At 62.7% G+C, this 24,653-nt stretch carries 27 protein-coding genes; 16 read left to right on the top strand and 11 right to left on the bottom strand.

The annotated features are described in order from the left end of the window. Window positions 1-69: 69 nt before the first annotated feature. The 7 genes from ACJO3T_RS06215 to ACJO3T_RS06185 all read left to right on the top strand — a co-directional run bounded on the left by ACJO3T_RS06215 (window position 70) and on the right by ACJO3T_RS06185 (window position 9,535). Window positions 70-1,110, top strand: coding sequence for a rod shape-determining protein (locus ACJO3T_RS06215; protein WP_328189475.1), 1,041 nt, complete (start codon window positions 70-72; stop codon window positions 1,108-1,110). A 108-nt stretch (window positions 1,111-1,218) separates the two neighbouring features. Continuing rightward, window positions 1,219-2,103, top strand: a complete 885-nt coding sequence (gene mreC, locus ACJO3T_RS06210; protein WP_406962369.1) for a rod shape-determining protein MreC — start codon at window positions 1,219-1,221, stop codon at window positions 2,101-2,103. Next, on the top strand, window positions 2,103-2,579 hold the full coding sequence (mreD, locus tag ACJO3T_RS06205) for a rod shape-determining protein MreD (protein ID WP_406961727.1): 477 nt from the start codon (window positions 2,103-2,105) through the stop codon (window positions 2,577-2,579). The genes mreC and mreD overlap by 1 nt, the downstream gene beginning before the upstream one ends. 25 nt (window positions 2,580-2,604) lie before the next feature. After that, window positions 2,605-3,213, top strand: a complete 609-nt coding sequence (locus tag ACJO3T_RS06200; RefSeq protein ID WP_406961729.1) for a Maf family protein — start codon at window positions 2,605-2,607, stop codon at window positions 3,211-3,213. A 1-nt stretch (window position 3,214) separates the two neighbouring features. Next, complete coding sequence (gene rng / locus ACJO3T_RS06195; protein ID WP_406961731.1) at window positions 3,215-4,699, top strand: ribonuclease G; 1,485 nt, start codon at window positions 3,215-3,217, stop codon at window positions 4,697-4,699. A gap of 5 nt (window positions 4,700-4,704) precedes the next feature. Next, on the top strand, window positions 4,705-8,667 hold the full coding sequence (locus tag ACJO3T_RS06190; protein ID WP_406978078.1) for a YhdP family protein: 3,963 nt from the start codon (window positions 4,705-4,707) through the stop codon (window positions 8,665-8,667). 34 nt (window positions 8,668-8,701) lie between these two features. After that, window positions 8,702-9,535 carry a carbon-nitrogen hydrolase family protein gene (locus ACJO3T_RS06185; protein ID WP_406961735.1) on the top strand — a complete coding sequence of 278 codons (834 nt, stop codon included), beginning with the start codon at window positions 8,702-8,704 and terminating at the stop codon, window positions 9,533-9,535. Between the two features lie 46 nt (window positions 9,536-9,581). Here the strand turns inward: ACJO3T_RS06185 and yjgA are convergent, their stop codons facing one another. From yjgA to ACJO3T_RS06130, 11 genes are all read right to left on the bottom strand, one after another. After that, window positions 9,582-10,124, bottom strand: coding sequence for a ribosome biogenesis factor YjgA (gene yjgA / locus ACJO3T_RS06180; RefSeq protein ID WP_406961737.1), 543 nt, complete (start codon window positions 10,122-10,124; stop codon window positions 9,582-9,584). A 17-nt stretch (window positions 10,125-10,141) separates the two neighbouring features. Beyond that, window positions 10,142-10,411 carry an HPr family phosphocarrier protein gene (locus ACJO3T_RS06175; protein ID WP_406961739.1) on the bottom strand — a complete coding sequence of 90 codons (270 nt, stop codon included), beginning with the start codon at window positions 10,409-10,411 and terminating at the stop codon, window positions 10,142-10,144. Beyond that, the gene (rapZ, locus tag ACJO3T_RS06170) at window positions 10,408-11,298 is read right to left on the bottom strand and encodes an RNase adapter RapZ (protein WP_406961741.1); all 891 of its coding nucleotides are present in this window, start codon (window positions 11,296-11,298) and stop codon (window positions 10,408-10,410) included. Before rapZ ends, ACJO3T_RS06175 begins: the two co-directional genes overlap by 4 nt. A gap of 65 nt (window positions 11,299-11,363) precedes the next feature. Next, window positions 11,364-11,831, bottom strand: coding sequence for a PTS IIA-like nitrogen regulatory protein PtsN (ptsN, locus tag ACJO3T_RS06165; protein WP_406961743.1), 468 nt, complete (start codon window positions 11,829-11,831; stop codon window positions 11,364-11,366). Window positions 11,832-11,924: 93 nt separating this feature from the next. Continuing rightward, a complete protein-coding gene (gene hpf, locus ACJO3T_RS06160) occupies window positions 11,925-12,233 on the bottom strand; it encodes a ribosome hibernation promoting factor (RefSeq protein WP_328189485.1) in 309 nt (102 codons plus the stop codon). Window positions 12,234-12,263: 30 nt separating this feature from the next. After that, window positions 12,264-13,769, bottom strand: a complete 1,506-nt coding sequence (locus tag ACJO3T_RS06155; RefSeq protein WP_406978077.1) for an RNA polymerase factor sigma-54 — start codon at window positions 13,767-13,769, stop codon at window positions 12,264-12,266. A 233-nt stretch (window positions 13,770-14,002) separates the two neighbouring features. Next, window positions 14,003-14,728, bottom strand: coding sequence for an LPS export ABC transporter ATP-binding protein (gene lptB, locus ACJO3T_RS06150; RefSeq protein WP_406978076.1), 726 nt, complete (start codon window positions 14,726-14,728; stop codon window positions 14,003-14,005). Between the two features lie 11 nt (window positions 14,729-14,739). Beyond that, window positions 14,740-15,279 carry a lipopolysaccharide transport periplasmic protein LptA gene (gene lptA, locus ACJO3T_RS06145; protein ID WP_406978075.1) on the bottom strand — a complete coding sequence of 180 codons (540 nt, stop codon included), beginning with the start codon at window positions 15,277-15,279 and terminating at the stop codon, window positions 14,740-14,742. Next, the gene (lptC, locus tag ACJO3T_RS06140) at window positions 15,263-15,883 is read right to left on the bottom strand and encodes an LPS export ABC transporter periplasmic protein LptC (protein WP_406961751.1); all 621 of its coding nucleotides are present in this window, start codon (window positions 15,881-15,883) and stop codon (window positions 15,263-15,265) included. Before lptC ends, lptA begins: the two co-directional genes overlap by 17 nt. Further along, window positions 15,883-16,452 (bottom strand): KdsC family phosphatase, encoded by a 570-nt coding sequence (locus tag ACJO3T_RS06135; protein ID WP_406961753.1) that lies wholly within the window; start codon window positions 16,450-16,452, stop codon window positions 15,883-15,885. The genes lptC and ACJO3T_RS06135 overlap by 1 nt, the downstream gene beginning before the upstream one ends. 10 nt (window positions 16,453-16,462) lie before the next feature. Further along, window positions 16,463-17,431 carry a KpsF/GutQ family sugar-phosphate isomerase gene (locus tag ACJO3T_RS06130; RefSeq protein WP_406961755.1) on the bottom strand — a complete coding sequence of 323 codons (969 nt, stop codon included), beginning with the start codon at window positions 17,429-17,431 and terminating at the stop codon, window positions 16,463-16,465. Between the two features lie 206 nt (window positions 17,432-17,637). Here ACJO3T_RS06130 and ACJO3T_RS06125 point away from each other — a divergent pair, with 206 nt between their 5' ends. The 9 genes from ACJO3T_RS06125 (at window position 17,638) to hisD (ending at window position 24,652) form a co-directional block, all read left to right on the top strand. Then, window positions 17,638-18,465 carry an ATP-binding cassette domain-containing protein gene (locus ACJO3T_RS06125; protein WP_406961757.1) on the top strand — a complete coding sequence of 276 codons (828 nt, stop codon included), beginning with the start codon at window positions 17,638-17,640 and terminating at the stop codon, window positions 18,463-18,465. Beyond that, window positions 18,458-19,252 carry a lipid asymmetry maintenance ABC transporter permease subunit MlaE gene (mlaE, locus tag ACJO3T_RS06120; RefSeq protein WP_406961759.1) on the top strand — a complete coding sequence of 265 codons (795 nt, stop codon included), beginning with the start codon at window positions 18,458-18,460 and terminating at the stop codon, window positions 19,250-19,252. The genes ACJO3T_RS06125 and mlaE overlap by 8 nt, the downstream gene beginning before the upstream one ends. After that, window positions 19,252-19,710 carry an outer membrane lipid asymmetry maintenance protein MlaD gene (gene mlaD, locus ACJO3T_RS06115; protein ID WP_406978074.1) on the top strand — a complete coding sequence of 153 codons (459 nt, stop codon included), beginning with the start codon at window positions 19,252-19,254 and terminating at the stop codon, window positions 19,708-19,710. The genes mlaE and mlaD overlap by 1 nt, the downstream gene beginning before the upstream one ends. 30 nt (window positions 19,711-19,740) lie before the next feature. Next, the gene (locus tag ACJO3T_RS06110; protein WP_406978073.1) at window positions 19,741-20,436 is read left to right on the top strand and encodes an MlaC/ttg2D family ABC transporter substrate-binding protein; all 696 of its coding nucleotides are present in this window, start codon (window positions 19,741-19,743) and stop codon (window positions 20,434-20,436) included. Next, window positions 20,433-20,735, top strand: a complete 303-nt coding sequence (locus ACJO3T_RS06105) for an STAS domain-containing protein (protein WP_406978072.1) — start codon at window positions 20,433-20,435, stop codon at window positions 20,733-20,735. Before ACJO3T_RS06110 ends, ACJO3T_RS06105 begins: the two co-directional genes overlap by 4 nt. Window positions 20,736-20,786: 51 nt before the next feature. After that, window positions 20,787-21,029 carry a BolA family protein gene (locus tag ACJO3T_RS06100; protein ID WP_406961767.1) on the top strand — a complete coding sequence of 81 codons (243 nt, stop codon included), beginning with the start codon at window positions 20,787-20,789 and terminating at the stop codon, window positions 21,027-21,029. A gap of 69 nt (window positions 21,030-21,098) precedes the next feature. Next, window positions 21,099-22,361, top strand: coding sequence for a UDP-N-acetylglucosamine 1-carboxyvinyltransferase (murA, locus tag ACJO3T_RS06095; RefSeq protein WP_406961769.1), 1,263 nt, complete (start codon window positions 21,099-21,101; stop codon window positions 22,359-22,361). 40 nt (window positions 22,362-22,401) lie between these two features. Next, window positions 22,402-23,055, top strand: coding sequence for an ATP phosphoribosyltransferase (gene hisG, locus ACJO3T_RS06090; RefSeq protein WP_406978071.1), 654 nt, complete (start codon window positions 22,402-22,404; stop codon window positions 23,053-23,055). 277 nt (window positions 23,056-23,332) lie between these two features. Then, complete coding sequence (gene hisD, locus ACJO3T_RS06085; RefSeq protein WP_406978070.1) at window positions 23,333-24,652, top strand: histidinol dehydrogenase; 1,320 nt, start codon at window positions 23,333-23,335, stop codon at window positions 24,650-24,652. Window position 24,653 lies beyond the last annotated feature (1 nt).

Here is a 24,653-nt window from a genome sequence, read left to right as displayed (position 1 = left end):
GCGGGGGTGCTCGCTGCTAAAGTTGCGGCATCATTTCCCTACGGCATTTCTCAGGTTGAAATAAAGCGAATGTTGAAACGTATCCGAGGCCTTTTTTCCAGCGATCTCTCCATTGATCTTGGTACCGCTAACACCCTTATTTATGTCCGTGAGCGGGGGATCGTCCTGAATGAGCCATCGGTCGTGGCCATCCGCACCAACAACTCCCAGAAGACGGTTGCGGCTGTCGGTACCGAAGCCAAGCGCATGCTGGGCCGTACTCCGGGCAATATCACCGCCATCCGCCCCCTCAAGGACGGTGTGATTGCGGATTTTGTGGTCACTGAGAAAATGCTGCAGCACTTCATCCACAAGGTGCATGAGAACAGCTTTATCACCCCCAGCCCCCGGGTGCTGGTGTGTGTGCCCAGCAAGTCCACCCAGGTGGAGCGCAAGGCCATCCGTGAATCGGCCCTGGGTGCCGGAGCCCGTGAGGTGTTCCTGATCGAGGAGCCCATGGCCGCGGCCATCGGCGCCGGCCTGCCGGTGGAGGAGGCCAGCGGTTCCATGATCGTGGATATCGGTGGTGGCACCACCGAGATCGCCATCATCTCCCTCAACGGCATTGTCTATGCCGAGTCCGTGCGGGTGGGTGGTGACAAATTCGACGAGGCCATCGTCACCTATGTGCGCCGTAACTATGGCAGCCTGATTGGCGACTCCACCGCAGAACGCATCAAACACGAGATCGGCTGTGCGTATGAGGGTGTCGAGATCCGTGAGATTGATGTGCGCGGCCGTAACCTGGCGGAGGGCGTGCCCCGTTCCTTCACCCTCAACAGTGAAGAAATCCTCGATGCGTTGCAGGAATCCCTCGCCCAGATCGTGCAGACGGTCAAGAGCGCCCTGGAACAGTCCCCGCCCGAACTGGCTTCCGACATTGCCGAGCGTGGCATCGTGCTCACCGGTGGTGGCGCGCTGCTTCGTGGCCTGGACAAGCTGATCAGCGAGGAAACCGGTCTGCCGGTGATTATTGCCGAAGACCCGCTGACCTGTGTTGCCCGTGGCGGCGGCAAGGCCCTGGAAGTGATCGACCGCAGCGGCATTGGAATGTTCTCCCAGGAGGGGTGATCATGGCACCAGGTGCCGTCCTGACAGCCTCGCTCCCGACACCGCCGCTGGAGGGAAACCTCAGCGGCGGTCGCGTAATCGGGGCAGGGGGGCTGTGCCATTAAGACCATATTCGTTCAGGGCCCGGTCCCCGGCTTTCGGCTCCTGGTGGTACTGGTGCTGTCACTGGCGCTGATCGTGGCGGATGACCGGTTCGATCGTCTGGAGCCGGTACGCAGCGGCATCGCCAGTGCCCTGGCCCCGGTGTTCTGGCTGGGCAATGCGCCGGACCGGTTCGGTGGCTGGTTTGCCGGCGTGATGACCCCTCGCGAAGATCTCCTGGAAGAAAACGAGGCCCTCAAGGCCCGGCTGATGATTCTGGAGCGCCGGGCCCTCAAATACGGCGCCCTGGCCGCCGAAAATACCGAACTCCGGGAACTGATGAACGCCTCCGCCTCCGTGGACGACCGTGTCGTGGTGGCGGAAGTGGTGGGGGTGTCACCGGACCCCTTCTCCCATGAGGTGATTATCAACAAGGGCGAGCGTGACGGCGTTACCGCCGGGCAGGCCATCCTTGACGCCAATGGCCTGATGGGCCAGGTGTTGTATACCTCCGCGTTCACCTCCCGGGTACTGCTGGTATCCGACAGCAGCCACGCGGTGCCGGTGGAAGTGCTCCGTAACGGCCTGCGGGCCATCCTGCTGGGCAACGGTGATATCGGTCAGCTTGAGCTGGTCCATGTACCGGATACCGCCGATATCCGTGAAGGGGATGTGCTGGTCAGCTCCGGGTTGGGCGGCCGCTTCCCCAAGGGTTACCCGGTGGCGGAGGTGTCATCCATCACCAAGGATCCCGGCGCCCCGTTCGTCACCATCCATGCCACGCCACTGGCCAGCCTGAGCCGCAGCAAAATGGTGCTTGTGGTCTTCCAGGAAGCCGGTGCCGCCAGTCCCGATGAACTATACGACCAGCAGCGCACCGCCCCGGATGGCAACGGCGGGGAGGGTAACTGATGCTGTCGATCATCAGCTATCCGGTCATGTTCGTCAGTATCCTGGTGTCCCTGGTGCTGAGCATCTCCCTGTTCCCGTCGGGGTGGTTCGAGTTCCGCCCGGAATGGCTGGGATTGATGGTGTTCTACTGGACCTTCCGGGCACCGGCCCAGTTTGGCATTCTCATGGCCTGGTTCCTCGGGCTGTTGCTGGATGTGCTGGAGGCAACGCCCCTGGGCGTCAATGCCCTGGGTATGGCGATGATCGCCTTCCTGGTGCTGACGGTACACCAGCGACTGCGGATGTTTCCCCTGATCCAGCAATGCGTGATCGTATTCCTGCTGCTGGGAATCAACCAGATGCTGGTTCACTTCATCAAGCAGCTTCTGGGGGCGGAGTCCGCCGGTTTTGACTACCTCTGGCCGGCTGCCACCAGTGCCGTGCTGTGGGTGGTGCTGTGCCCGGTGCTCGACAAGCTCAACCTCAGGCTCGGTTGAAGCAGGTAACAACGGGAACGATACCATGACGGAACGGGTCATACTGGCCTCGGCGTCACCACGCCGGGCGGAACTGCTCAGGCAGCTTGGTCTATCCTTTGATACATTGCCAGTCGATATTGACGAGACAGCGCACCCGGGAGAAGCTCCCGCGGACTATGTACTGCGACTGGCACGGGAAAAGGCCCTGGCTGGCTACCGGCGTAACAACCGGCCTGACGCCCTCGTACTGGGTTCCGACACCACCGTGGTTCTGGGCGATCGTATCCTGGGCAAGCCGGAGGATACTGACGGCGCCAGGCGTCTGTTACAGTCGCTGTCAGGCCGTGAGCATCAGGTGATGACCGGGGTGGCACTGGCTACCCGGGATGGCGTGGAGGCCAGGGTCATCGTGACCGACGTCCGGTTCCGCACGCTGGACCCGCAGGAGATTGACGCCTACTGTGCCACGGGCGAACCCATGGACAAGGCCGGCGCGTACGGTATCCAGGGGCGCGGGGGCGCCTTTGTCACCACGATCCGGGGCAGCTACAGCGCCGTGGTGGGACTGCCCCTGGATATCACCGCCGGCCTGCTGGCCGATGCCGGCCTGCCGGTCTGGAATTACTGGAATTCCTCAACAGACGGAGAATGACATGAGCGAAGAAATCCTGATCAACGTTACCCCCGTGGAAACCCGGGTGGCACTGGTTGAGAACGGGATGCTTCAGGAGGCTTATGTCGAACGTACCAGCCGTAAGGGCATCGTCGGCAATATCTTCAAGGGCAAGGTGGCACGGGTGCTGCCGGGCATGGAAGCGGCCTTCGTGGACATTGGCCTGGAGCGGGCCGCCTTTATCCACGCCTCGGACGTGTTACCGGTCAATGCCGATGACAACGGGGAGCCGTCGGATGGCCCCCGAACCGTACCGGATATCCGCACCCTGTTGCGGGAGGGGCAGTCGCTGGTGGTCCAGGTCACCAAGGACCCCATCGGTACCAAGGGCGCCAGGCTGACCACCCAACTTTCCATTCCCTCCCGCTACCTGGTATTCATGCCCGGTGTCCGTCATGTGGGTATTTCCCAGCGTATCGAGGATGAAGACGAGCGCACCCGGCTCAAGAATACCCTGGAAACCGCCATTGGCGAGCAGGAATCCTGCGCCGGCGGCTTCATTATCCGTACCGCGGCGGAGGGCGTCTGCGATGAGGATATCCTGGCGGACATGGCCTACCTGCAGCGCCTGAACCAGTCGATTATCGACCGCATCGAACACGCCAAGGCCCCTGCCATTGTCTATCAGGACCTGCCCCTGTTCATCCGCACCATCCGGGACCTCATCCGCCCCCAGACCGAGAAGGTCCGTATCGATTCCCGGGAGAGCCACCAGAAGGTCATGGAATTTGTCCGGGAGTTCGTGTCGGAATTCGAGAACAAGGTGGAGTACTACCCCGGGGAGCGCCCCATCTTCGACCTGTACAGTGTCGAGGACGAGATCCAGAAGGCCCTCAGCCGTAAGGTCCAGCTCAAATCCGGGGGCTACGTTATCATCGACCAGACCGAGGCGATGACCACCATAGACATCAATACCGGCGCCTTCGTCGGCCATCGTAACCTGGAAGAGACCATCTTCAAGACCAACCTGGAGGCGGCCCGGGCCATCAGCCGGCAGCTTAGGTTGCGCAACCTCGGTGGCATTATCATCATCGATTTCATCGACATGGATGATACGGAACACCAGCGCCAGGTGCACCGCATGTTGGAGAAGATGCTGGAACGGGACCATGCCAAGACCAAGATCACCGGCGTCTCCGAGCTGGGTCTGGTGGAAATGACCCGTAAACGGACCACCGAGAGCCTGGGGCAGATCCTGTGTGAGCCCTGTCCCATCTGTGACGGCCGCGGCTTCCTCAAGACCGGGGAAACCGTATGCTATGAGGTCTTCCGCGAGATCTTGCGGGTGAACCGAGCCTACGAGGCAGAGAGTTACCTGGTGATGGCGTCCCAGAAGGTGGTGGACCGACTGCTGGATGAGGAAGCCGACAATGTGGCGGACCTGGAAACCTTCATCGGCAAGTCGATCCGGTTCCAGGTAGAGCCATTCTACAGCCAGGAACAATATGATGTGGTCCTGCTCTGAGTGTGATGTCCCAGCAACCCCCACCGCCCCCGGCCGGCCCGGCCCCTGACCGAAGTCGCCGCCGACCCTTCCACGGCCTGTTGCTGACAGCCGCCGTCTGGCTGCTTGTATTCCTGCTGCTGATCGTTGCCGCCGCCACCACCGGGGCCCGGTATCTGGCCAGGCACATCGACGATTACCGCCCCGCTATTGAATCCGTGCTGAGTGAACGCCTGGGTCAGGACGTGACCATTGGCAGTCTGTCCGCAGACTGGCAGGGACCTGATCCGGTCTTGCAGGTGAACAACCTGCAGATTGACCACCATTCCGATACTGATGCCCGGGCGGTCGGCCTCCAGCACCTGCTGTTGCGGCTCGATGGTCCGCGGTCATTGCTCCGCCTGGGGCTGGTTTTCGAGAGGATGGAAGCGGACGGCCTGGACCTGGTCCTGGCCCGGGGGGGCGACCGCGGCCTGGGCATCGAAGGCCTGAACCTGCCCGAAATCGGTCCCGGCCTGGCGGACGGCGCCGAGCTGTCGGGAGAACAATGGCTGCAACCCCAGCGCTGGTTGGATGAGCTGGCGGGCCGTATATCGAATCCGCAGGTCCGCCTGACCCACCTGACACTGGGGCTGCGGGCGCCGGATACCGAAACCGTGTTCGTGGATATTCCGCAACTGGACCTGGCCTACAGTGACCAGCAGATGTCCGCCTCCGGTCGCGTCATGCGCCAGGGAACCCTGGACCAGCTCGCCACCTTCTCGATCCGGGGGCGCGACCTCTTCGAAGGCCGTTTTACCGGACGGGTGTGGGCGGACATCACGCCCGGTGGCGTGCTTGAGGCAATTACCCGTGGGCTTGAATGGCGCGACTTCCAGTTGCAGGAACTGGACGCCAGCGCCAGTGCCTGGCTGACGTTCAACAATGGCCGGCTGGAGCGGGTCAATGGCCGGCTCCGGATGCCCCGTCTGCGGCTGACCAGTGACCTGGCTAACCTGCCCGCTCTGGAGGAACTCACCGCGAGTGTCGGCTGGCGCCGGAGCGACGATGGCGGCAGCCTCCACATCCGGGACCTGCAATGGCGCTGGCAGGACGAGATGGTCACCGGCATGGCCGTGAAACTTGACCATGACCGGCTGTCGTTCCGGATCGGGGCCTCCGGGGTTTCCCTTGGCCCCCTGGTTCATATGGCGGTGACCTCGAACCTGTTGCCCGCCAGGGCGGAACCCGAAATCGCGGGCCTGAAGCCAGCGGGCCGACTGTCGTCCCTGCAGGTGCGGGTGCCACGAAACCAGCCCGGCGAGTTCGAGCTGTCGGCCAGTCTCGATGGCGTTTCCGTCCAGCCCCACCGGGGGGCGCCTGGGGGCCGTAACGTCCGGGGAGAGCTCTGGCTGAGCCGGCACGGCGGCAGGATCAGGGCCCGGGGTGAGGACATGATCCTGGACTTCCCGAAGTTGTTTGCCGGGCCCCTGACTTTCAGCCGGGGGGACGCGGATGTGGCCTGGCGGCTCGATGGCGGCATCACCCGGGTGTTTGCCCGGGACATGGAGGCCACCTACGGAGAGGGCACCCGGGTGGGGGGCGCCTTCGATCTGAGGCTGGACCGTTACGGCGAGGATAACCTGGGGCTGAAGCTCGCCATTGAGAATGCCGACGCCGGCATGCTGCCCTCGGTCCTGCCGGTGGGGGAACTGGATCGCGACCTCTACGAGTGGCTGACCACCGCGATCACCGGGGGCGAGGTGGTTAGTGGCGAGTTCTACGGCCATGGCCAGATCGGGGAAGGGCTGCCCCGGCACAGTTTCAGTACCGCCATGGAATACCGGTTCCGGGACGCCAGTATCGTCTACGACCCGCAATGGCCGGAGGTTACCGGCGCTGCAGGCACGGTCACCATCCACAACGGCGATGCCCGTGTAGTGCTGGACCAGGCGGTGACCGGTGGATTGCGGCTGAACCGGGGCGAGGTCTCGGTAGTCGGGGGTGACGGGGCACCCACAATCACCGTGGACACCAGTGCCCGGGTCAATGGCGAACAGGCGGGGTACTGGCTCAACGAGACCCCGCTGGGTGAGATGGCCGGCGAGGCGAGGCAGGGGGTGTCCCTGGGGGGCAACTACGAACTCGACCTGGCCCTGGGCGTACCCCTGGCGGCCGGACAGGCGGTGTCGGTCAACGCCAGGCTGCGGACGCAGAACGGCAGTCTCCGGTATCCCCCGGCCGATCTGGAGTGGCAGGACATCCGTGGCGGGCTGCGGTACAGCACCCGGGATGGCTTCAGCGATGATGCCCTGTCAGCGACCTTCATGGGTCAGCCAGTCAGTGTACGATTCCGGGCGGATCCGGCCCGGGGGGCGTTGACCATCATCCAGACCGGCCAGGCGGACCTGGTCACCCTGGCCCGTGAGCTGATGCCCCAGGAGCAGCGAGTACCCGGTGTGTCGGGAACACTGCCCTATACCGCCCGACTGGATTTCGTGCCCGGTGCCGACGCCCGTCTGGCGGTCACCGCCGATGCCTCAACGATCCGGTCGCAGTGGCCGGCGCCCCTGTCCCGGGAGACCGGTTCCGGCGACAACCTGGAGGTACTGCTGCGCTGGCCCGAGGGCGATCAACTGCTGCTGGAGGCCCAGTGGGGCGAGCGTCTGTCGGCGGCACTGGAATGGCGGGGGTCCCGCTTCCATGGTGGCCAGGTGGTCATCGGTGACGGATCGGCCCGCTTCCCGGTGGAAGGGGGGCTGCTGGTTCGTGCCGCATTTGACCGGTTCGCGCCTGCCCGCTGGCTGCCCTGGCTGGAGCAGTTGGGCGTGACCGGTGACGCCCCGTCGGGGGCGGAGTCCGGGGGTACCGGTCAGCGGTTTGACTGGCTGAACAGTGTCGATCTGAGGATGAACGAGCTGATCCTGGGAGATCATGCGGTTCCCGGTCTCCGGGTAACGGCACGGCCCAGGGAGGACGGCTGGCTGCTGACAACCAATTCCGATCGTGCGGTGGGTCGGGTACGGATTCCCGATTCCGGTGATCGCATCTGGGTCGACCTGGACCGGCTCAGTCTGGCCCGGGACCACGAACAGGATACCGGGGGTAGTGCCGTGCCGGCGTTGCTCACCCCCTCTGAACAGCTTGATGCGTTCCGGGGCATGGCGGCGGGGCAGTGGCCGGAGGTGGAGGTTCGTATCGCCTCATTGATCCTGGGGGACGATCCCGCCGGCTCCTGGTCATTCGTATTGTCACCGTCACCGGATCAGGTGACGTTGATGGACCTCCAGGGCCGCCTGGAGTCGCTGGTATTTGATGGTCAGCTTCGTTGGGGGGTCACCTCCGGCGAGGAGGTCACCCTGGTGCAGGGGGTACTGGAGGGCGGCGGGCTCCAGGGCCTGGCCAGCCTGGTGGGCAAGGAAATACCGATGACCAACAAGAACTCGGTGATCGACCTCAATATTGCGTGGCCCGGTCGCCCCGACCAGTTCGCCGCCGGTCGCCTGAGTGGGGAATTCAGTGTCAGGCTGGATGATGGCGTAATCCTGCAGAATAACGAGACGGCCCAGATCTTCCGGGTCTTCAACCTGCTCAACACCGACACCCTGCAGCGTCGCCTGCAGTTTGATTTCTCCGATCTCTATGAGGCGGGGGTCGCCTTTGATGCCATCTACGGCAAGGCAAAACTGGATAACGGCGTGCTGACCTGGGATCCGGACCTGCAACTGGCGGGCCCCTCCGGGGCGCTGAGGCTATCGGGGCTAACCAACCTGGCGGCGGAAACCCTGGACATGCGGCTGGTGGTGATCCTGCCGCTGACCCAGAACCTGCCCCTGGCGGCAATCCTGATGGGCGCCTCGCCGCCGGTGGGGGGTGCCCTGTTCGTACTGGATAAACTGCTGGGTGAACCGTTGAGCAAACTGACCAGTGCCACTTATAGTGTAAGGGGAACCTGGGATAATCCGAAGGTGGACCTGCGGAACATCTTCGATTCCGGGAACCAGGAATAGTCCGTCCAATCAGGCAGCCCCGATGGAGATCGCCATGGCGAATGCCCAGACCGTCGCCGCCATTCAGATGGTGAGCACAAGGGATATTGACGACAATCTTGACCAGGCCTCCCGGCTGCTGGCCCGGGCGGCCGAGCAGGGAGCCCGGGTGGCGGTACTGCCGGAGAACTTTGCGGTGCTGGATACCGCCAACATGCCGTTGCACGGTGGTCGCGAGGTGGCCTCAGACGGCCCCATCCGCAGTTTTCTGGCGGAACAGGCCCGCAAGCACGGGCTCTGGATTGTTGGCGGCTCACTGCCCATTGCTGCCCGGCCAGATGGCTCCGCCCTGGAGAACCGGGTAAGGGCCAGTTGTGTGGTGGTGGACGACCAGGGCACGGAAGTCGCCCGCTATGACAAGATCCACTTGTTCGATGCCATGGTGGAGGACAGTCAGGGACAGTACCGGGAATCGGACACCTTTGAACCCGGCGAGCAACTGGTGACGGTGGACACGCCCGTGGGCCGGCTGGGGCTGGCGATCTGCTATGACCTTCGCTTTCCTGAGATGTTCCGGCAGTTGCGCGAACGGGGAGTGGACTGGGTTACCCTGCCCAGCGCCTTCACCTGGCATACCGGCGACGCCCACTGGCACCCCCTGGTCCGGGCCCGGGCCATTGAGAACCAGGTCTGGATGGTGGCGCCGGGGCAGGGGGGGCAGAACAGCGAGCGCCGCCGCACCTATGGTCACTCGGTGATCGTCGATCCCTGGGGCAAGGTGGTCAAGGAGCTGGCCGAAGGGGCTGGGGTGCTCGTCACCGAGCTGGATCCGGACTACCTGCAGCAGGTCCGCAAGCGCATGCCGGTGTGGGAGCACCGGCGACTGTAGTCTGTCGATCAGCGGATGAACCCGAGGGAATGCCGGAACCGGCGAATCAGCCAGCCTGCTCGGCGTCGTCGATACACTCCCGCAGGTAGCGGAACAGTTTCCGGCCCTGGCCGGTGTTCTTGTCCGTCTTGACATCCCTCTGGGCGTTCCTCAGCAGGTTGCGGAGGTGCTGCACGTCCGCCGTCGGGCAATGGCCGACAAATTCCGCCACGGCGGCGTTGCCCTCGGCGATCAGGCGGTCACGCCAGCGCTCGGCCAGGTGATGGCGGCGGGTGTGTTCCTCGCTGCCGGCGTCAAAGGCTTCCACGGCGCGGCGCAGGGCCTCGGGATCGTCCTCGTTACGGATCACCTTGCCGATGTATTGCAGGTGCCGGCGCCGGGCCTCGTGCTGTCGGATACGGCGGGATTCCTGGATCGCCGCCTTCAGCGTCTCACTCATGGGCAGGGTGGCAAGCTGTTCATCGCCCAGGTCCAGCATGTGTTTGCCCAGCTCCTGCAGTGCCTGCATTTCGCGTTTGACCTGCGACTTGCTCTTGATCAGCTCGTCTTCGTCGCCGGTCGCTTCCCGGGATGGATCGTATTTGCTCACGGCTGTTCTCTCATGGGTTACTGGCCCTCACCAAAATAGTCATTAATCAATGCCTCAAGGGCTTCGATGGCCTGCTGTTCATCAGGGCCGTCCGCTATCAGTTCTACTTCCGTTCCCTGGCTGGCGGCCAGCATCATCACCGGCATGATGCTCTTGGCGTCCACCTCGCGGTCACCCTTGGACAGCAGTACATGGCTTTCGAAGGCCGATGCCGTCTCGACCAGTTTGGCGGCCGCCCGGGCATGCAGCCCGAGCTTGTTGATGATGGTAATGGGTTGGCGGATCATGCCGTACCGCTGGTTTTCGGGTTCAGGTGGGGCAGTTCCGTGTGCCGGGTCTGGACCCGGTTGTACTGCCGGCTGAAATAGCGGGACAGTTGTTCGCACACGTAGACGGACCGATGCTGTCCGCCGGTACAGCCGATGGAAATGGTCATGTAGCTGCGGTTGCTCTTGCTGAACTGGGGCAGCCAGCTTTCCAGGAAACGGGTCAGGTCATCGATCATACGGTTAGTCATGTCGTCGGAGCCCAGGAAATCAATGACCGGCTGGTCCATGCCGGTGTATTTGCGCAGTTGCGGGTCCCAGTAGGGGTTGGGCAGGCAGCGGACGTCCAGAACATAGTCGGAATCCACCGGCACACCGTGCTTAAACCCAAACGACTGGAACAGCAGTGCCAGCTCCTGCTCACGGCGGCCGATAATTCGCTGCTTGACCATATCCCGGAGCTCGTACATGGACAGCTCGGTGGTGTCCAGGTACAGGTCCGCCAGTTGGGCGATGGGTTCCAGCAGCTGCTTCTCGTAGCGGATGGCCTCGGTGAGCGAGGTGTCGTCGTCGCTCAGGGGGTGCTTGCGCCGGGTGGCATGGAAACGCTGCAGCAGGGACTGTTCGGTGGCATCCAGATAGATGATCTCGGTGGTCATCCCCGAGTCCAGCAGCCGCTGATGGATAGCCTCGAAATTGGCAATCTCGCTGGACAGGTTGCGGGCATCAATGCTGACCGCAATCTTCTCCAGCCGGCTGCCCGAGTTGCGTGAGGTGGCCTCGGTGGTCAGCGGGAACAGCAGCCCGATGGGCAGGTTGTCGATGCAGTAGTAACCCAGATCCTCCAGCACATGGAGGGCGGTACTCTTGCCCGAACCGGAACGTCCGCTAACGATGATCAGCTTCATGAAACTTGTCCCCTGGCGACTTGGCCGACATTGAGCGCGAGTATACGCGACATGCCGGGAAAGGATCAGGTGTTGCCGGTCATCTTCTGGTGGAGACCTTCGGCGGTCTCGCAGGCCCGAAGGGCATCGCAGAAGCTGCGGTCATTGAATTGCTCGGCAAGCTGGCTGAGTAGCTCCAGGTGCTCTGAGGTGGCTTCGCGGGGCACGATCAGTGTGAACAGGAGATCCACCGGCTGGTTGTCGATGGCGTCGAAGGCTACCCCTTCCTCCATCGTGACCAGGGCCCCGACCACGCGGGTGCACCCTTCGAGCCGGCAGTGGGGAATGGCAATACCCTGACCGATGCCGGTGCTCCCCAGCCGCTCCCGGGCTACCAGGTTATTGAAGATCTGGGTTTCATCCAGCTCCGGATACTGTCCGGCCACCTTTTCCGCGATAAATTCCAGAATCCGCTTCTTGCTGGTGCCATTGACCCGGCAATGGGTGAGTTCCGGCGCCAGTATGTTGTTGATGGTCAAGGTCGAATCGGTCATGGATGCTCGTCGGTCCCGATAAAAAAATGCTGCGGTACGAGTCCGTACCGCAGCGTTGTGAGTCAGATTATAGCCGTTCCGGTATCGCAATGGTTAGCGGGCAGTTGCTCCGTGCATCCGGTCAACGTTCTTTTCCTTGTGCTTGAGGATCTGCCGGTCAAGTTTGTCCACCAGGGCATCGATGGCGGCGTACATGTCATCGTTTTCAGCCTTCGCGTGGATTTCGCCGCCGACCACATGCAGCGTGGCTTCCGCGATCTGGCGCACCTTTTCCACCTCCAGGGTTACCTGACAGTTGCTGATGTGATCGAAGTGGCGCTCAAGTTTTTCGAATTTCTCGTTGATGTAATCCTTGAGGGAGGGAGTCAGTTCGACATGATGACCGGAAATGTTCAGTTGCATGGGCTTCTCCTGTTTGTCAGACCCTTTGTGTCAGACCAGTCGCTTCCGCTCGTTGGAGGGCGGAATATGCATGGCTTCACGGTACTTTGCCACCGTTCGCCTCGCCACCTTGATGCCCTGCTCTCCCAGCATGGTGGCAATCTTGCTGTCACTGAGCGGCTTTTTCGGGGTTTCCGCCGCAATCAGTTTCCTGATCATTGCGCGAATGGCCGTGGACGAGCATTCGCCGCCTTCCTCGGTGCTCACGTGGCTCGAGAAGAAGTACTTCAGCTCGAAGATGCCACGGGGCGTGTGCATGAACTTTTGCGTGGTGACCCGGGAAATGGTGGATTCGTGCATTTCCACAGCCTGGGCGATGTCCGACAGGATCAGCGGTTTCATCGCCTCTTCCCCATGGTCCAGAAAACCCTGTTGATGTTCAACTATTCGTGTCGCCACCTTCAGCAGGGTCTCGTTCCGACTCTGCAGGCTCTTGATGAACCATTTCGCCTCCTGGAGCTGATCCCGCAGATAGGTGTTGTCGGCACTGCTGTCGGCACGCCTTATAAGGGAAGCATAGCTGGCATTGACACGAATGCGCGGGGCAATTTCAGGATTCAGTTCCACCCGCCAGCGGCCCTTGTCCTTGCGTACGATCACGTCCGGAATCACGTAGTCCGGCTCGGAGGTGTCCAGGGCGTTGCCCGGGTGCGGGTTGAGGGCGGTGATCACCGCCAGCACTTCCCGCAACTGGTCTTCCTTCAGGCGACTGCGCCGTAACAGTTGTGCGTAGTCGCGGTTACCCAGCAGGTTGATGTAGTGGGTGATCACCAGTCGCGCCTTGTCCAGCCACGGGGTGTCTGCGGGCAATTGGTTAAGCTGGATCAGCAGGCATTCCTGCAGGTCACGGGCAAAGACACCGGGCGGGTCGAAGTGCTGCAGGCGGCGCAGGACGGCTTCCACCTCGTCCATTTCCACCGGGTCCTCGTCTTCGTCGTCCATCAGCCCGGAATGGATTTCCTCCAGTGCGGAGGTCAGGTAGCCGCGCTCATCCACGGCATCCAGCAGGGCATGGGCGATGGCGGCATCCCGCTCGCCCATGGGGGTCAGGTTGAGCTGCCACTCCAGATGGTCGTGCAGGGTCTCGGTAGTGGGACTGCGGCTTTCGAAATCGGAGTCATTGTCGTCATCGCCCCGGGAGGCGGGAGCCGGCGCGGACTGGTAGATATCGTCCCAGGCGGTGTCCACCGGCAGGTCGTCGGGGATGTTGTCGGACGGGTTGTTGTCCGCCGACCAGTCCGATTCCTCCCAGGTATTGTCGGCTGCGGACTCACCTTCCGAGGCGCTGACCGACTCCTCGTTGTTGTCCCGCTCGGCGTCGGAAGACTCGTCGGTGTCTTCCTCCTCGGAGGTTTCCAGCATCGGGTTGGAGTCCAGGGCCTGCTGGATTTCCTGTTGCAGGTCCAGTGTGGAAAGCTGGAGCAGACGGATCGCCTGTTGCAGTTGTGGGGTCATCGTCAGGCTCTGACCCATCTTTAACTGTAAGGAGGCTTTCATCACCATGGTTTCACATCCATCGCCCTTCTGAGGTAGCCGGTAACAGAATCGTTGCTAAAAAACACTGATTCAGCTCAAAAAATAGCTGAAGTCAGGCAAAAAAATCAGCATTACCGGATACTTGGAAATAACAAGCAAGTTCTTTGCCGAGTGTACCCCCTTGCTGCTGTCAACACAATTGCAGGGCGTGCGGACTGTGTTGCAGTGTGTAATGGGCACGGTCTGGCGTCGGATTACAGCCTGAACTCGTTCCCCAGGTAGACTTCCTTCACCTGCTGGTTGGCCAGGACTTCATCCGCGGACCCAGAGGCAATGATGTGGCCGCTGCTGACGATGTAGGCCTTTTCGCATATATCCAGCGTTTCCCGCACGTTATGGTCGGTGATCAGTACGCCGATCTGCTTGTCCCGCAGGTGGCGGATGATCTGCTTGATGTCGCTGACGGAGATGGGATCCACCCCGGCAAACGGTTCGTCCAGCAGGATAAAGGCCGGTTCCATGGCCAGTGCCCGGGCGATTTCCACCCGCCGGCGCTCACCCCCGGACAGGGCCATGCCGGCGCTGTCACGGATATGGGTAATGTGGAATTCATGCAGCAGTTCTTCCATCTTGTCCTGGCGCTGCTTCTTGTTGAGGTCTTTCCGGGTTTCCAGGATCGCCATGATGTTGTCGCTGACCGACAGCTTCCGGAATACTGACGCTTCCTGGGGCAGGTAGCCGATGCCCTGCCGTGCCCGCCCGTGCATGGGCAGGGGGGTGATGTCCTTGCCGTCGATGCTGATGTGGCCGTGATCCGCCGGCACCAGGCCGACGATCATGTAGAAGCAGGTGGTCTTGCCGGCGCCATTGGGGCCCAGCAGTCCCACGATCTGGCCGCTCTCGATGCTCAGGGATACATCGATAACCACCTGTTTCTGTTTGTAGCTCTTGGCGAGATGATTTGCCTGCAATAGTGCCATGGAAACAGCCGTCAGTTGTTGTTGCCGGAGTTGTTGCCCCGGGGCTGGATAACCATTTCAACCCGTCCGGACCCCTCGCCCTCCGCGGTCCGGCCCTCACCGGTAACCACGCGGTTGGCGGTGTTGTAGTTGATCACGGCACCACGGAACTCGTCACCGCCTTGCTTCACCACGGCCTCCCGCTCGAAACGTAGCAGGTTGTCGGGAGCGGAATAGTGGATGAGCAGGGCTTTGGCGTCCACCGGGCCTTCGGTCTCGGTAGCGGGCCGGGAATAGGTGGCAGGTTGTCCGCGGGCGTCGATACGGTCAAGGCCCTGGGCGTTTCGGTGGACATCGACCCGGTCGGCGGTGAGCAGGATCCCCCCCTGGCGGACCTCGACGTTGCCCCGGTAGATGGCGATGCCCTGGTTGTCGTCCAGGCGGGCCGAATCCGCGGTCACCCGGATCGGTTCGTTGGAGTCCAGGTTGAAGGCCAGGGCGGGCAGGGCCGGGCCCAGAACCAGCGTTGACAGCAGTAGCAGGCGACCTGCCAGGTTACTGACGGGTTTCATAGATCCCCTCGACTGAGTTTTCCAATTCCAGCACCCGTTCATCGAACCAGCCGGTCATGCCTCGGGCGTGGGTGATGCTGCCCGGCGACTTCAGGGTGACGGGGCGATCGGTTGTCGCCCTGCCGGCGGGATTATCGATGCGAAGGTACTCGGTGAGCAAGATGGCATTACCGCCTTCCACGCTTCGGGTGACTTCCACGTTGCCTTCCAGTTCCATCACTTCGGTGTCCATGTGGTACAGGCCATGGTTGGCGTCCAGCAGCCAGCGCAGGTCGGCCTCATGATCATACAGAGTGGCGTCCGGCGCTTCCAAAACTGCCTGCCGGCGGTCGTCGAACTGTTCCGTACGAGGGCTTGAGGCTACCAGCTTGGGGCGGCCCTGGGTATCGAACGAGCGGAATTCACCGTCATTGATAAAGGTGTCGGGCTCACTGGCGCCCCGTAGCTCCATGGCGTCGGTATCGACGGTGGCTGGCTCATCGCTGTGCCACAGCAGGAAACCCAGGGCCACGACGGCGATCAGCAGGCCGGGGTTGCGGATGCCCGGGCGGGCCAGGAAATCCAGGACCCTCAGCAGCAGGTGGCGGGGATTCTCTGACGCCATCAGGTGTCCCCCAGCCAGGTCAGCAGTTCGCCGTCCAGGTGCCCCCGGGCCGACAGCAGCAGGTCGGTGAGCTCCCGCACGGCACCCGAACCGCCGGCGGCGTGGGTGCAGAAATCGGCGTGCTGGCGCACGAACCAGTGGCCGTTAGGCACGGTAACACCAAACCCGGCATAGCGGATGGCGGCCAGGTCTGGCAGGTCGTCGCCAATGTAGGCCACCTGGGCCGGCTGCAGTTGTCGCTCGGCCATAATTTCCCGCAGGGCGGCGATCTTGTCCTCCCGGCCCTGGAGCAGGGTGGTGATGCCGAGGCTGGTCATGCGCCGCTCGGTGAGCGGGGACTGGCGACCGGTGATCACCGCCACCTCAATGCCGGCGGCCATGGCCTGCTTGAGGCCAAGCCCGTCGAGGATGTTGAATGCCTTGAGTTCATCGCCGCTGGCAGAGAACAGCAGGGAGCCGTCGGTCATCACGCCGTCCACGTCCAGGGCCAGCAGGGCAATCTCCCGGGCCCTGGTGAGTGCGTCGTCCGGCCACTCCGGCCGGCTGTTGGGTGCCGTCTCCTCGGTCATTACCACTCCGTCAGATCACGCCGGCGCGCAGCAGGTCGTGCATGTTGAGGGCGCCCACCAGTTCGTCGTTGCGGTCCAGCACGGGCAGGGCGTTGATCTTCAGCTCCTCCATGATGTGCAGGGCCTCGGCGGCGAGCTGGTCCTCATGGATGGTGCGTCCGTTGCGGGTCATGACATCACGGATCAGGGTCTTGTGGATGTCGATGGACCGGTCCAGGGTCCGGCGCAGGTCGCCGTCGGTGAAGATACCCACCAGCTTGCCGTCCTCGTTGATGACCGTGGTCATGCCGAGGCCCTTGAGGGAGATTTCCAGCAGGGCGCCGGACAGGGGGGTGTTCTCCTGTACCTTCGGTACCCGGTCATCGATGTGCATGATGTCGGACACCCGCAGCAGCAGTCGCCGTCCCAGGGTGCCACCGGGGTGGGAGAAGGCGAAATCCTCGGCGCTGAAGCCGCGGGCCTCCAGCATGGCCACGGCCAGGGCGTCGCCCATGACCAGGGTGGCGGTGGTGCTGGAGGTGGGGGCCAGCCCCAGGGGGCAGGCCTCCTTGGCCACGCTGATGTCCAGGTTGGCCACGGCCTCCCGGGCCAGGGTGGAATCCGGGTTGCCGGTCATGCTGATCAGGGGGGCGCCCATGCGCTTGATCAGGGGCAGGATGGTCAGTACCTCAGCGGTGTTGCCGGAATTGGAAATGGCGAGTACCACATCCTGGGGCGTGATCATGCCCAGGTCGCCATGGCTGGCTTCACCGGGGTGGACAAAGAACGATGGCGTGCCGGTACTGGCCAGGGTGGCGGCTATCTTGTTGCCGATATGACCGGACTTACCCATGCCGGTCACCACCACGCGGCCCTGGCATGCCATCATCACCTCGCAGGCATGGACGAAGTCATCGCCGATGCGCGTGGACAGGGCCTCCACGGCCTGGCGTTCCACTTCGATGGCCTGCAATGCGGCAGAGACATAAGGCTTGTTCATGGGGCTCCTGGATTGCTCCGATCCGGGGCTGGTGCCACCGGGGGTGTAACAGGGGCGACAGTATATCATCAACCCGGCCTCCGGGCCTTCCCGCAGGGGGTGTTCGCTGGCTGCCGGGCCTCTCCTGCCAAACTTTAACACCCCCGACCATTGAGCGGCAGCGCAAGTTGGCATACTGTACGCCAAATTTTCCGGCAGTTTCTGACATGTCTGACTCATCCTGCATCACTCTCGATGATGTTGTCTTTACCCGGGGGAACCGGCGCATCTTCGACGGCGTGACCCTGAGCATCCCCCGTGGCCGGATCACCGCCATCATGGGGCCCAGCGGTACCGGCAAGACCACCCTGCTGCGGCTGATCGGTGGCCAGCTCAGGCCGGATAGCGGCCGGGTCACGGTGGAGGGTGAGGACGTGCCCAGGCTGGGCCGCAAGGCCCTCTACCGGCTGCGTGAGCGCATGGGCATGCTGTTCCAGAGTGGCGCGCTGTTCACCGACCTGAGTGTGTTCGAGAATGTGGCCTTCCCGCTGCGGGTACACACCGCCCTGCCGGAGGACATGATCCGGGACATCGTGCTGATGAAGCTGGAGGCCGTGGGACTGCGGGGTGCCCGGGACATGATGCCCGCTGAACTCTCCGGGGGCATGACCCGCCGGGTGGCCCTGGCCCGGAGCATCGCCCTGGACCCCGAGCTGATCATGTACGACGAGCCCTTTGCCGGCCAGGATCCCATCGCCATGGGCGTGCTGGTGAAACTGATCCGTGACCTCAATACCACCATGGGACTGACCAGCGTGCTGGTCTCCCATGACGTGCCGGAATCCCTCAGTATTGCCCATTACGCCTGCATCATCGCCGACGGCCAGGTAATCGGCGAAGGCTCGCCGGACGAGCTCAGGAATCACTCGTCGCCCCGGGTGCAGCAGTTCCTCCATGGTCAGCCGGACGGGCCGGTGCCGTTCCATTACCCGGCACCGGATGCCGGAGCGGACTGGGGCAGCGCCGACCGGGTGGGGGAGGGGCGCCATGGTTGACGGGCTGGTGGATCGTGTCGCCGGGCTGGGGCGCAGCGCACTGGCCGTGGTGGCCTCCCTGGGGCGGGCATCTATGTTCCTGTGGGGCGCCCTGGCCGGGGTGCCCCGGCCGGCCGTCGGGTTGCCGCTGCTGGTGCGCCAGCTCTATACGGTGGGGGTGCTGTCACTGGCCATCGTGGTGGTGTCGGGGCTGTTTATCGGTATGGTGCTGGCGCTTCAGGGCTACTCGATCCTCAGTGACTTCGGGTCGGAAAGCGCCATTGGCCAGATGATTGCGTTGACCCTGTTGCGGGAGCTGGGGCCGGTGGTGACGGCATTGCTGTTTGCCGGCCGGGCCGGTTCCGCCCTGACGGCGGAAATCGGCCTGATGAAGGCCACGGAACAGCTTTCCAGTATGGAGATGATGGGCGTGGATCCCCTGCGCCGGGTGATCGCGCCCCGCCTGTGGGCCGGTTTCATCTCCATGCCGGTACTGGCGCTGATCTTTTCGGTGGTGGGCATCTGGGGCGGTATGCTGGTGGGTGTCCAGTGGCTGGGTGTATTCGAAGGCTCCTACTGGGGCAACATGCAGGCGTCCGTGGCGTTCCTGGATGATGTGGTCAACGGCCTGGTCAAGAGCCTGGTGTTCGGGTTCGTGTGCACCTGGATCGCGGTGTACCAGGGGTACGACTGCGTGCCGACCTCGGCGGGTATCAGTTCGGCCACCACCAGGACGGTTGTGTATTCATCATTGGCGGTCCTGGGGCTGGATTTTGTCCTCACCGCTGTCATGTTCGGGAGTTTCTGATGGCCCAGAGAACAACGGAAATCATGGTTGGCCTGTTCATCCTGGCGGGTGGTGCGGCGCTGCTGGTGCTGGCACTGCAGGTGAGCGGGCTGACTTTCAAGCCGGGTGGTGAGACCTACACGGTGTCCGCCTACTTCAACGATGCTGGCGGTCTGGCGCCGCGCTCCCGGGTCTCCATGGCCGGTGTAACCGTGGGGCGGATCCGCGAGGTGGCCCTTGACCAGGAGACCTTCCAGGCGCGGGTGGTGATCGATATCGAGGCAGGGTATGACAGCATTCCCGCCGACAGCTCAGCAATCATACGTACATCGGGCCTGCTGGGTGAACAGTATATTGATATTTCACCGGGTGGGGACCTGGAATCCCTGGCGGACGGAGATACTTTCTACGAAACCCAGTCAGCGCTTAACATTGAGCGTGTGATCAGCAACTTCGCCTCCGGTCAGGGTGGCGAGTAGTCAGGCAAGGACATAAAACAGGAGAGACCCATGACCGCGGTTCGATCGATCAACCAATACGCCATCATGCCCTGGGCGCTGGCCGTTTTCGCGCTGGTAGCGGCCTTGCTGGTACGGCCCGCCGCCGCCAACAGCGAGCAGTTGGCGAGCTATGTGGACGAGAACACCCAGAAGCTGGTGCAAAGGCTCAATGAGGAAAAAGGGCTGTACAACGAGGACCCGGATGCCTTCTACCGGGAAATGGAAAAGACCCTTGAGGGCTTTGTCGATTTCCGCCGTATTGCGGCCCGGGTCATGGGCCGTTACGCCAGACAGACGACACCGGAACAGCGTGACGACTTCGTGGTCCGTTTCAAGCGCAGCCTGTTCGAGAGCTATGCCCAGGCCCTGGTGAATAACTCCGATGGCTTTGAGATCGCGGTCCAGGGTGCCCGGATCAACCCGAGGGACGAGGACCGGGCCTCCGTGGACATGCTGGTCACCACCGAGTCCGGTGACCGCTACCAGGTAACCTATTCCATGTACCGCAACACGGATGGCGGCAACTGGATGATGGAAAATGTCATTGTGGAGGGCGTGAATATCGGCCTGGCCTTCCGTGACCGGTTTGCCCAGGAGATGGAGTCCCGTCGCGGTGACGTGGACGCGGTGATAGAGAACTGGGGCGACGCCGTGGCCTCCCTCAACCTGGACGAGGAAATGGATAAGGGCGCGGACAACGAATGAGTGCCAGCGCTGAGCCCGCCGGTGACTGTCTGACACTGGCCGGGCGCATCCATGCCGGCAATGTGCTCGAGATCAGGCGGCGGGGTGAAAGCTGGCTGGCCTCCCTGTCGTCGGGCACCAACGCCCGCGTGGACCTGGCCGCCACCTCCACCGCCAGCAGCGTGTTGCTGTCGCTGCTCCTGTGCCTGCATCGTCAGGCGGACCGGCGGCAGGTCTCGCTGACCTTCATCGGAGTACCGGACGACCTGCTCGGGCTCTCCCGTCTCAACGGTGTTTCCCGCTGGCTGACCGCCTCCTGATAATCCGGTACAATTCCGCTTTCGTTTCGCACAAATTGAGGTTATACGCGTATGCAACCCCAGGACGTTGCCGAACTGGTTCGCAAAGAGCTGCCCGACTGCGAGATCGAGGTACAGAGCGAAGGGAACCATTACCTGGTCGTGGCCGTTGGCGACCGCTTTGAAGGCATGTCTCCGGTGAAGAAGCAGCAGCTTGTCTATGGCGCGCTGCGGGAGCAGCTGGATGACGGTACCATCCATGCCCTGACCATTCGCGCATTCACTCCGGCCCAATGGGCGGCCCGGCAACAGTAAGCCGACGTACAGCGGCCGGTTCCTGACTACCGGTTCATAACGGTTGGCTCACAACTACAGGAATTCATCGTGGACAAACTACTTATCCGGGGTCGCCAGCCGCTTGACGGCGAGATTCGCATCTCCGGAGCCAAGAACTCAGCCCTGCCGATCCTGGCGTCAACGCTGCTGGCGGATGAGCCGGTAACGGTGGGCAATCTGCCGCACCTCAACGACATTACCACCATGATCGAGCTGCTCGGCCGCATGGGCATTGAGGTGATGATTGACGAGAAGATGAGTGTGCAGGTAAATGCCAGTACCATCAAGGAAACCGTCGCGCCTTACGAGTTGGTGAAGACCATGCGGGCCTCCATCCTGGTGCTGGGGCCGCTGGTGGCCCATTTCGGCGAGGCCGAGGTGTCCCTGCCCGGTGGTTGTGCCATCGGCAGCCGGCCGGTGAACCTGCACATTCAGGGGCTGGAGCAGATGGGCGCCGAGGTGCGGGTGGAAAATGGTTACATCCACGCCAAATCCAATGGTCGCCTGAAGGGCGCCCATATCTTCCTGGACACGGTGACCGTGACTGGCACCGAGAACCTGATGATGGCGGCGGCCCTGGCCGACGGTGTCACCATCCTGGAAAACGCCGCCCGGGAGCCGGAAGTGGTGGACCTGGCGGAATGCCTGATCGCCATGGGCGCGGATGTCCGGGGTCATGGCACCGCCACCATCGAGATCCACGGTGTGGAGCGGTTGCACGGCTGCCATTACGATGTGCTGCCGGACCGGGTGGAAACCGGTACCTATCTGGTGGCTGCTGCCGCCACCGGTGGCCGGGTGCGGCTGAAGGACACCCGGGAAGACCTGCTGGAAGCGGTGTTGCTCAAGCTGGAAGAGGCCGGGGCCCATATCAGCACCGGCAAGGACTGGATCGAGCTGAACATGAAGGGTAACCGGCCGAAGGCGGTATCCCTGCGCACGGCCCCCTATCCGGCATTCCCCACGGATATGCAGGCCCAGTTCGCGGCCATGAATACCGTGGCCGAGGGTACCGGCACCATCGTGGAGACGGTGTTCGAGAATCGCTTCATGCATATCCAGGAGCTTGGCCGTATGGGGGCCGATATCACCTTGGAAGGCAACGCCGCGATCATCAAGGGTGTGCCGCATCTGACCGGCGCGCCGGTGATGGCCACGGACCTGCGGGCTTCCGCGAGTTTGGTGATTGCCGGGCTGGTGGCGGACGGTGACACCATCGTGGACCGCATCTACCATATCGACCGTGGCTATGAGTGCATCGAGGAAAAGCTCCAGCTGCTGGGCGCGAGTATCCGCCGGCTGCCGGCCTGAGGCCGGACCGGACAAGACATTCAGACCGGACTGATCACCGATGACCGAGACATCGATTACCATTGCGCTGTCGAAGGGGCGCATCCTTGACGAGACGATTCCTTTGTTGAGGGAAGCCGGCATTGAGTTTGTGGACGACATCAAAAAGTCCCGCAAGCTGGTGTTCCCGACCACGGATCCGAATGTGCGCCTGCTGATCATCCGCGCCACGGATGTGCCCACCTATGTACAGTATGGTGGTGCGGATCTGGGGGTGACTGGCAAGGATGTGTTGATGGAGCATGGCGGCGAAGGGCTGTATGAGCCCCTGGACCTGAATATTTCCCGCTGCCGGCTGATGACTGCCGGGGTGAAGGGGCAGGAAGCGCCCCAGGGCCGCCTGCGGGTGGCTACCAAGTTTGTGAATCTGGCCCGGCGCTATTACGCGGCCCAGGGGCGGCAGGCGGATATCATCAAGCTCTATGGGGCGATGGAGCTGGCGCCGTTGCTGGGGCTGGCGGATGAGATCGTGGATATCGTGGATACCGGTAATACGCTTAAGGCCAATGGGCTGGAGCCGCGGGAGCTGATTGAGAATATCAGTACCCGGCTGGTGGCGAACCGGGCTTCCATGAAGATGAAGCATGAGCTGTTGCAGCCCATTGTTGAGAAGATGGGGCAGGCGGTTGAGGCTCGGCGGGTCGTCGAAGCCTGATTTTTGGTTTTGGCTTGGGAGTACGGCTCGCGCCCGGCTAAGCGGTAAGGCTTTCCGGGACACGCCGTGAATCCATCCATGGAGGCTCTTCAAAAACGTCCGTGTTTTTGAAGGTCCCGGAAAGCCTTACCGCTCATCCGGGCTCCTTTGGGAGTTGCCTTCAGGAGGCTCAAGGAACGCCGCCCCTCGCGTTCGACGGTCCCGGAAAGGCTTCCCGGCCCGCCCAAACTACTCCGGAGTGTTATCTCCAAACTGTGTATAAACCTCAGGGTGACCTATGACAGACGTGACTATTACCCGATTGTCTGCTTCCGATGCAGGCTTTGATGACGCGCTCAGCAAGCTGTTGGCTTGGGACGACAGCGTTGACCATCAGGTAAACGAGTCGGTCCGTCATATTCTGAGCGAGGTAAAGCTACGGGGCGATCAGGCGGTGATGGAGTTTACCGCGAAGTTTGATCAGCTTGAGGTGGCCTCCATGGCCGAGCTGGAGATTTCCCAGACGCGTCTGGAGCAGGCCCTGGAGAGCATTCCGACCGATCAGCGGGACGCCCTGGAAGCCGCTGCCGATCGCATCCGTGACTACCACCAGCGTCAGAAGCAGGATTCCTGGCAGTACGAGGATGCCGATGGCACCGTGCTGGGCCAGAAGGTGACGCCGCTGGACCGGGTGGGGCTGTATGTGCCCGGTGGCAAGGCGGCCTATCCGTCGTCGGTGCTGATGAATGCGCTTCCCGCCAAGGTGGCGGGTGTCGGCGAGGTGATCATGGTGGTGCCCACCCCGGCGGGGGTGGTGAATGACATGGTTCTCGCCGCTGCTGCCATTGCCGGTGTCGACCGGGTGTTTACCCTTGGTGGCGCCCAGGCGATTGGGGCGCTGGCCTACGGGACCGAGACAGTGCCGGCGGTGGACAAAATTGTGGGGCCGGGCAATATCTTTGTGGCTACGGCCAAGCGTGAGGTGTTCGGCACCGTGGGCATCGATATGATCGCCGGGCCGTCGGAGATTCTGGTGATCTGTGACGGCAAGACCGATCCGGACTGGATTGCCATGGATCTGTTCTCCCAGGCGGAGCACGATGAGCAGGCGCAGTCCATTCTGGTGAGCCCGGACGCCGCGTTTCTGGATGCGGTGGAAGACAGTATCCGTAAGCTGCTGCCGACGATGGAGCGCGGTGAAATTATTGCCCGGTCCCTGTCCGACCGTGGTGCGCTGATCCAGGTAAAGGACCTGGATGAGGCCGCGGTGGTGTCCAACCGGATTGCTCCAGAGCACCTGGAGCTGTCCATTGAGGAGCCCCAGGCGCTGGTGGAGAAGATCCGTCATGCCGGTGCCATCTTCATGGGCCGCTATACCGCCGAGGCTCTGGGCGACTACTGCGCGGGTCCCAACCATGTGCTGCCCACCTCCGGTACGGCGCGGTTCTCGTCGCCGTTGGGGGTCTATGACTTCCAGAAGCGCTCGTCGCTGCTCGGGTTTTCCGCCGCCGGTGCTGATCGCATGGGGCGGGTAGCTTCGGTGCTGGCCAGGGGGGAGGGGCTGACGGCCCACGCCCGGTCCGCCGAATACCGCGTCGATTCCGACAGCGAGTCCTAAG

The sequence above is a fragment of the Marinobacter shunpengi genome (assembly GCF_045449715.1).
Lineage (GTDB): Bacteria > Pseudomonadota > Gammaproteobacteria > Pseudomonadales > Oleiphilaceae > Marinobacter.
The sequence above is the reverse complement of the archived record's forward strand: the minus strand, read 5'-3'. Positions and strand labels throughout refer to the sequence as shown.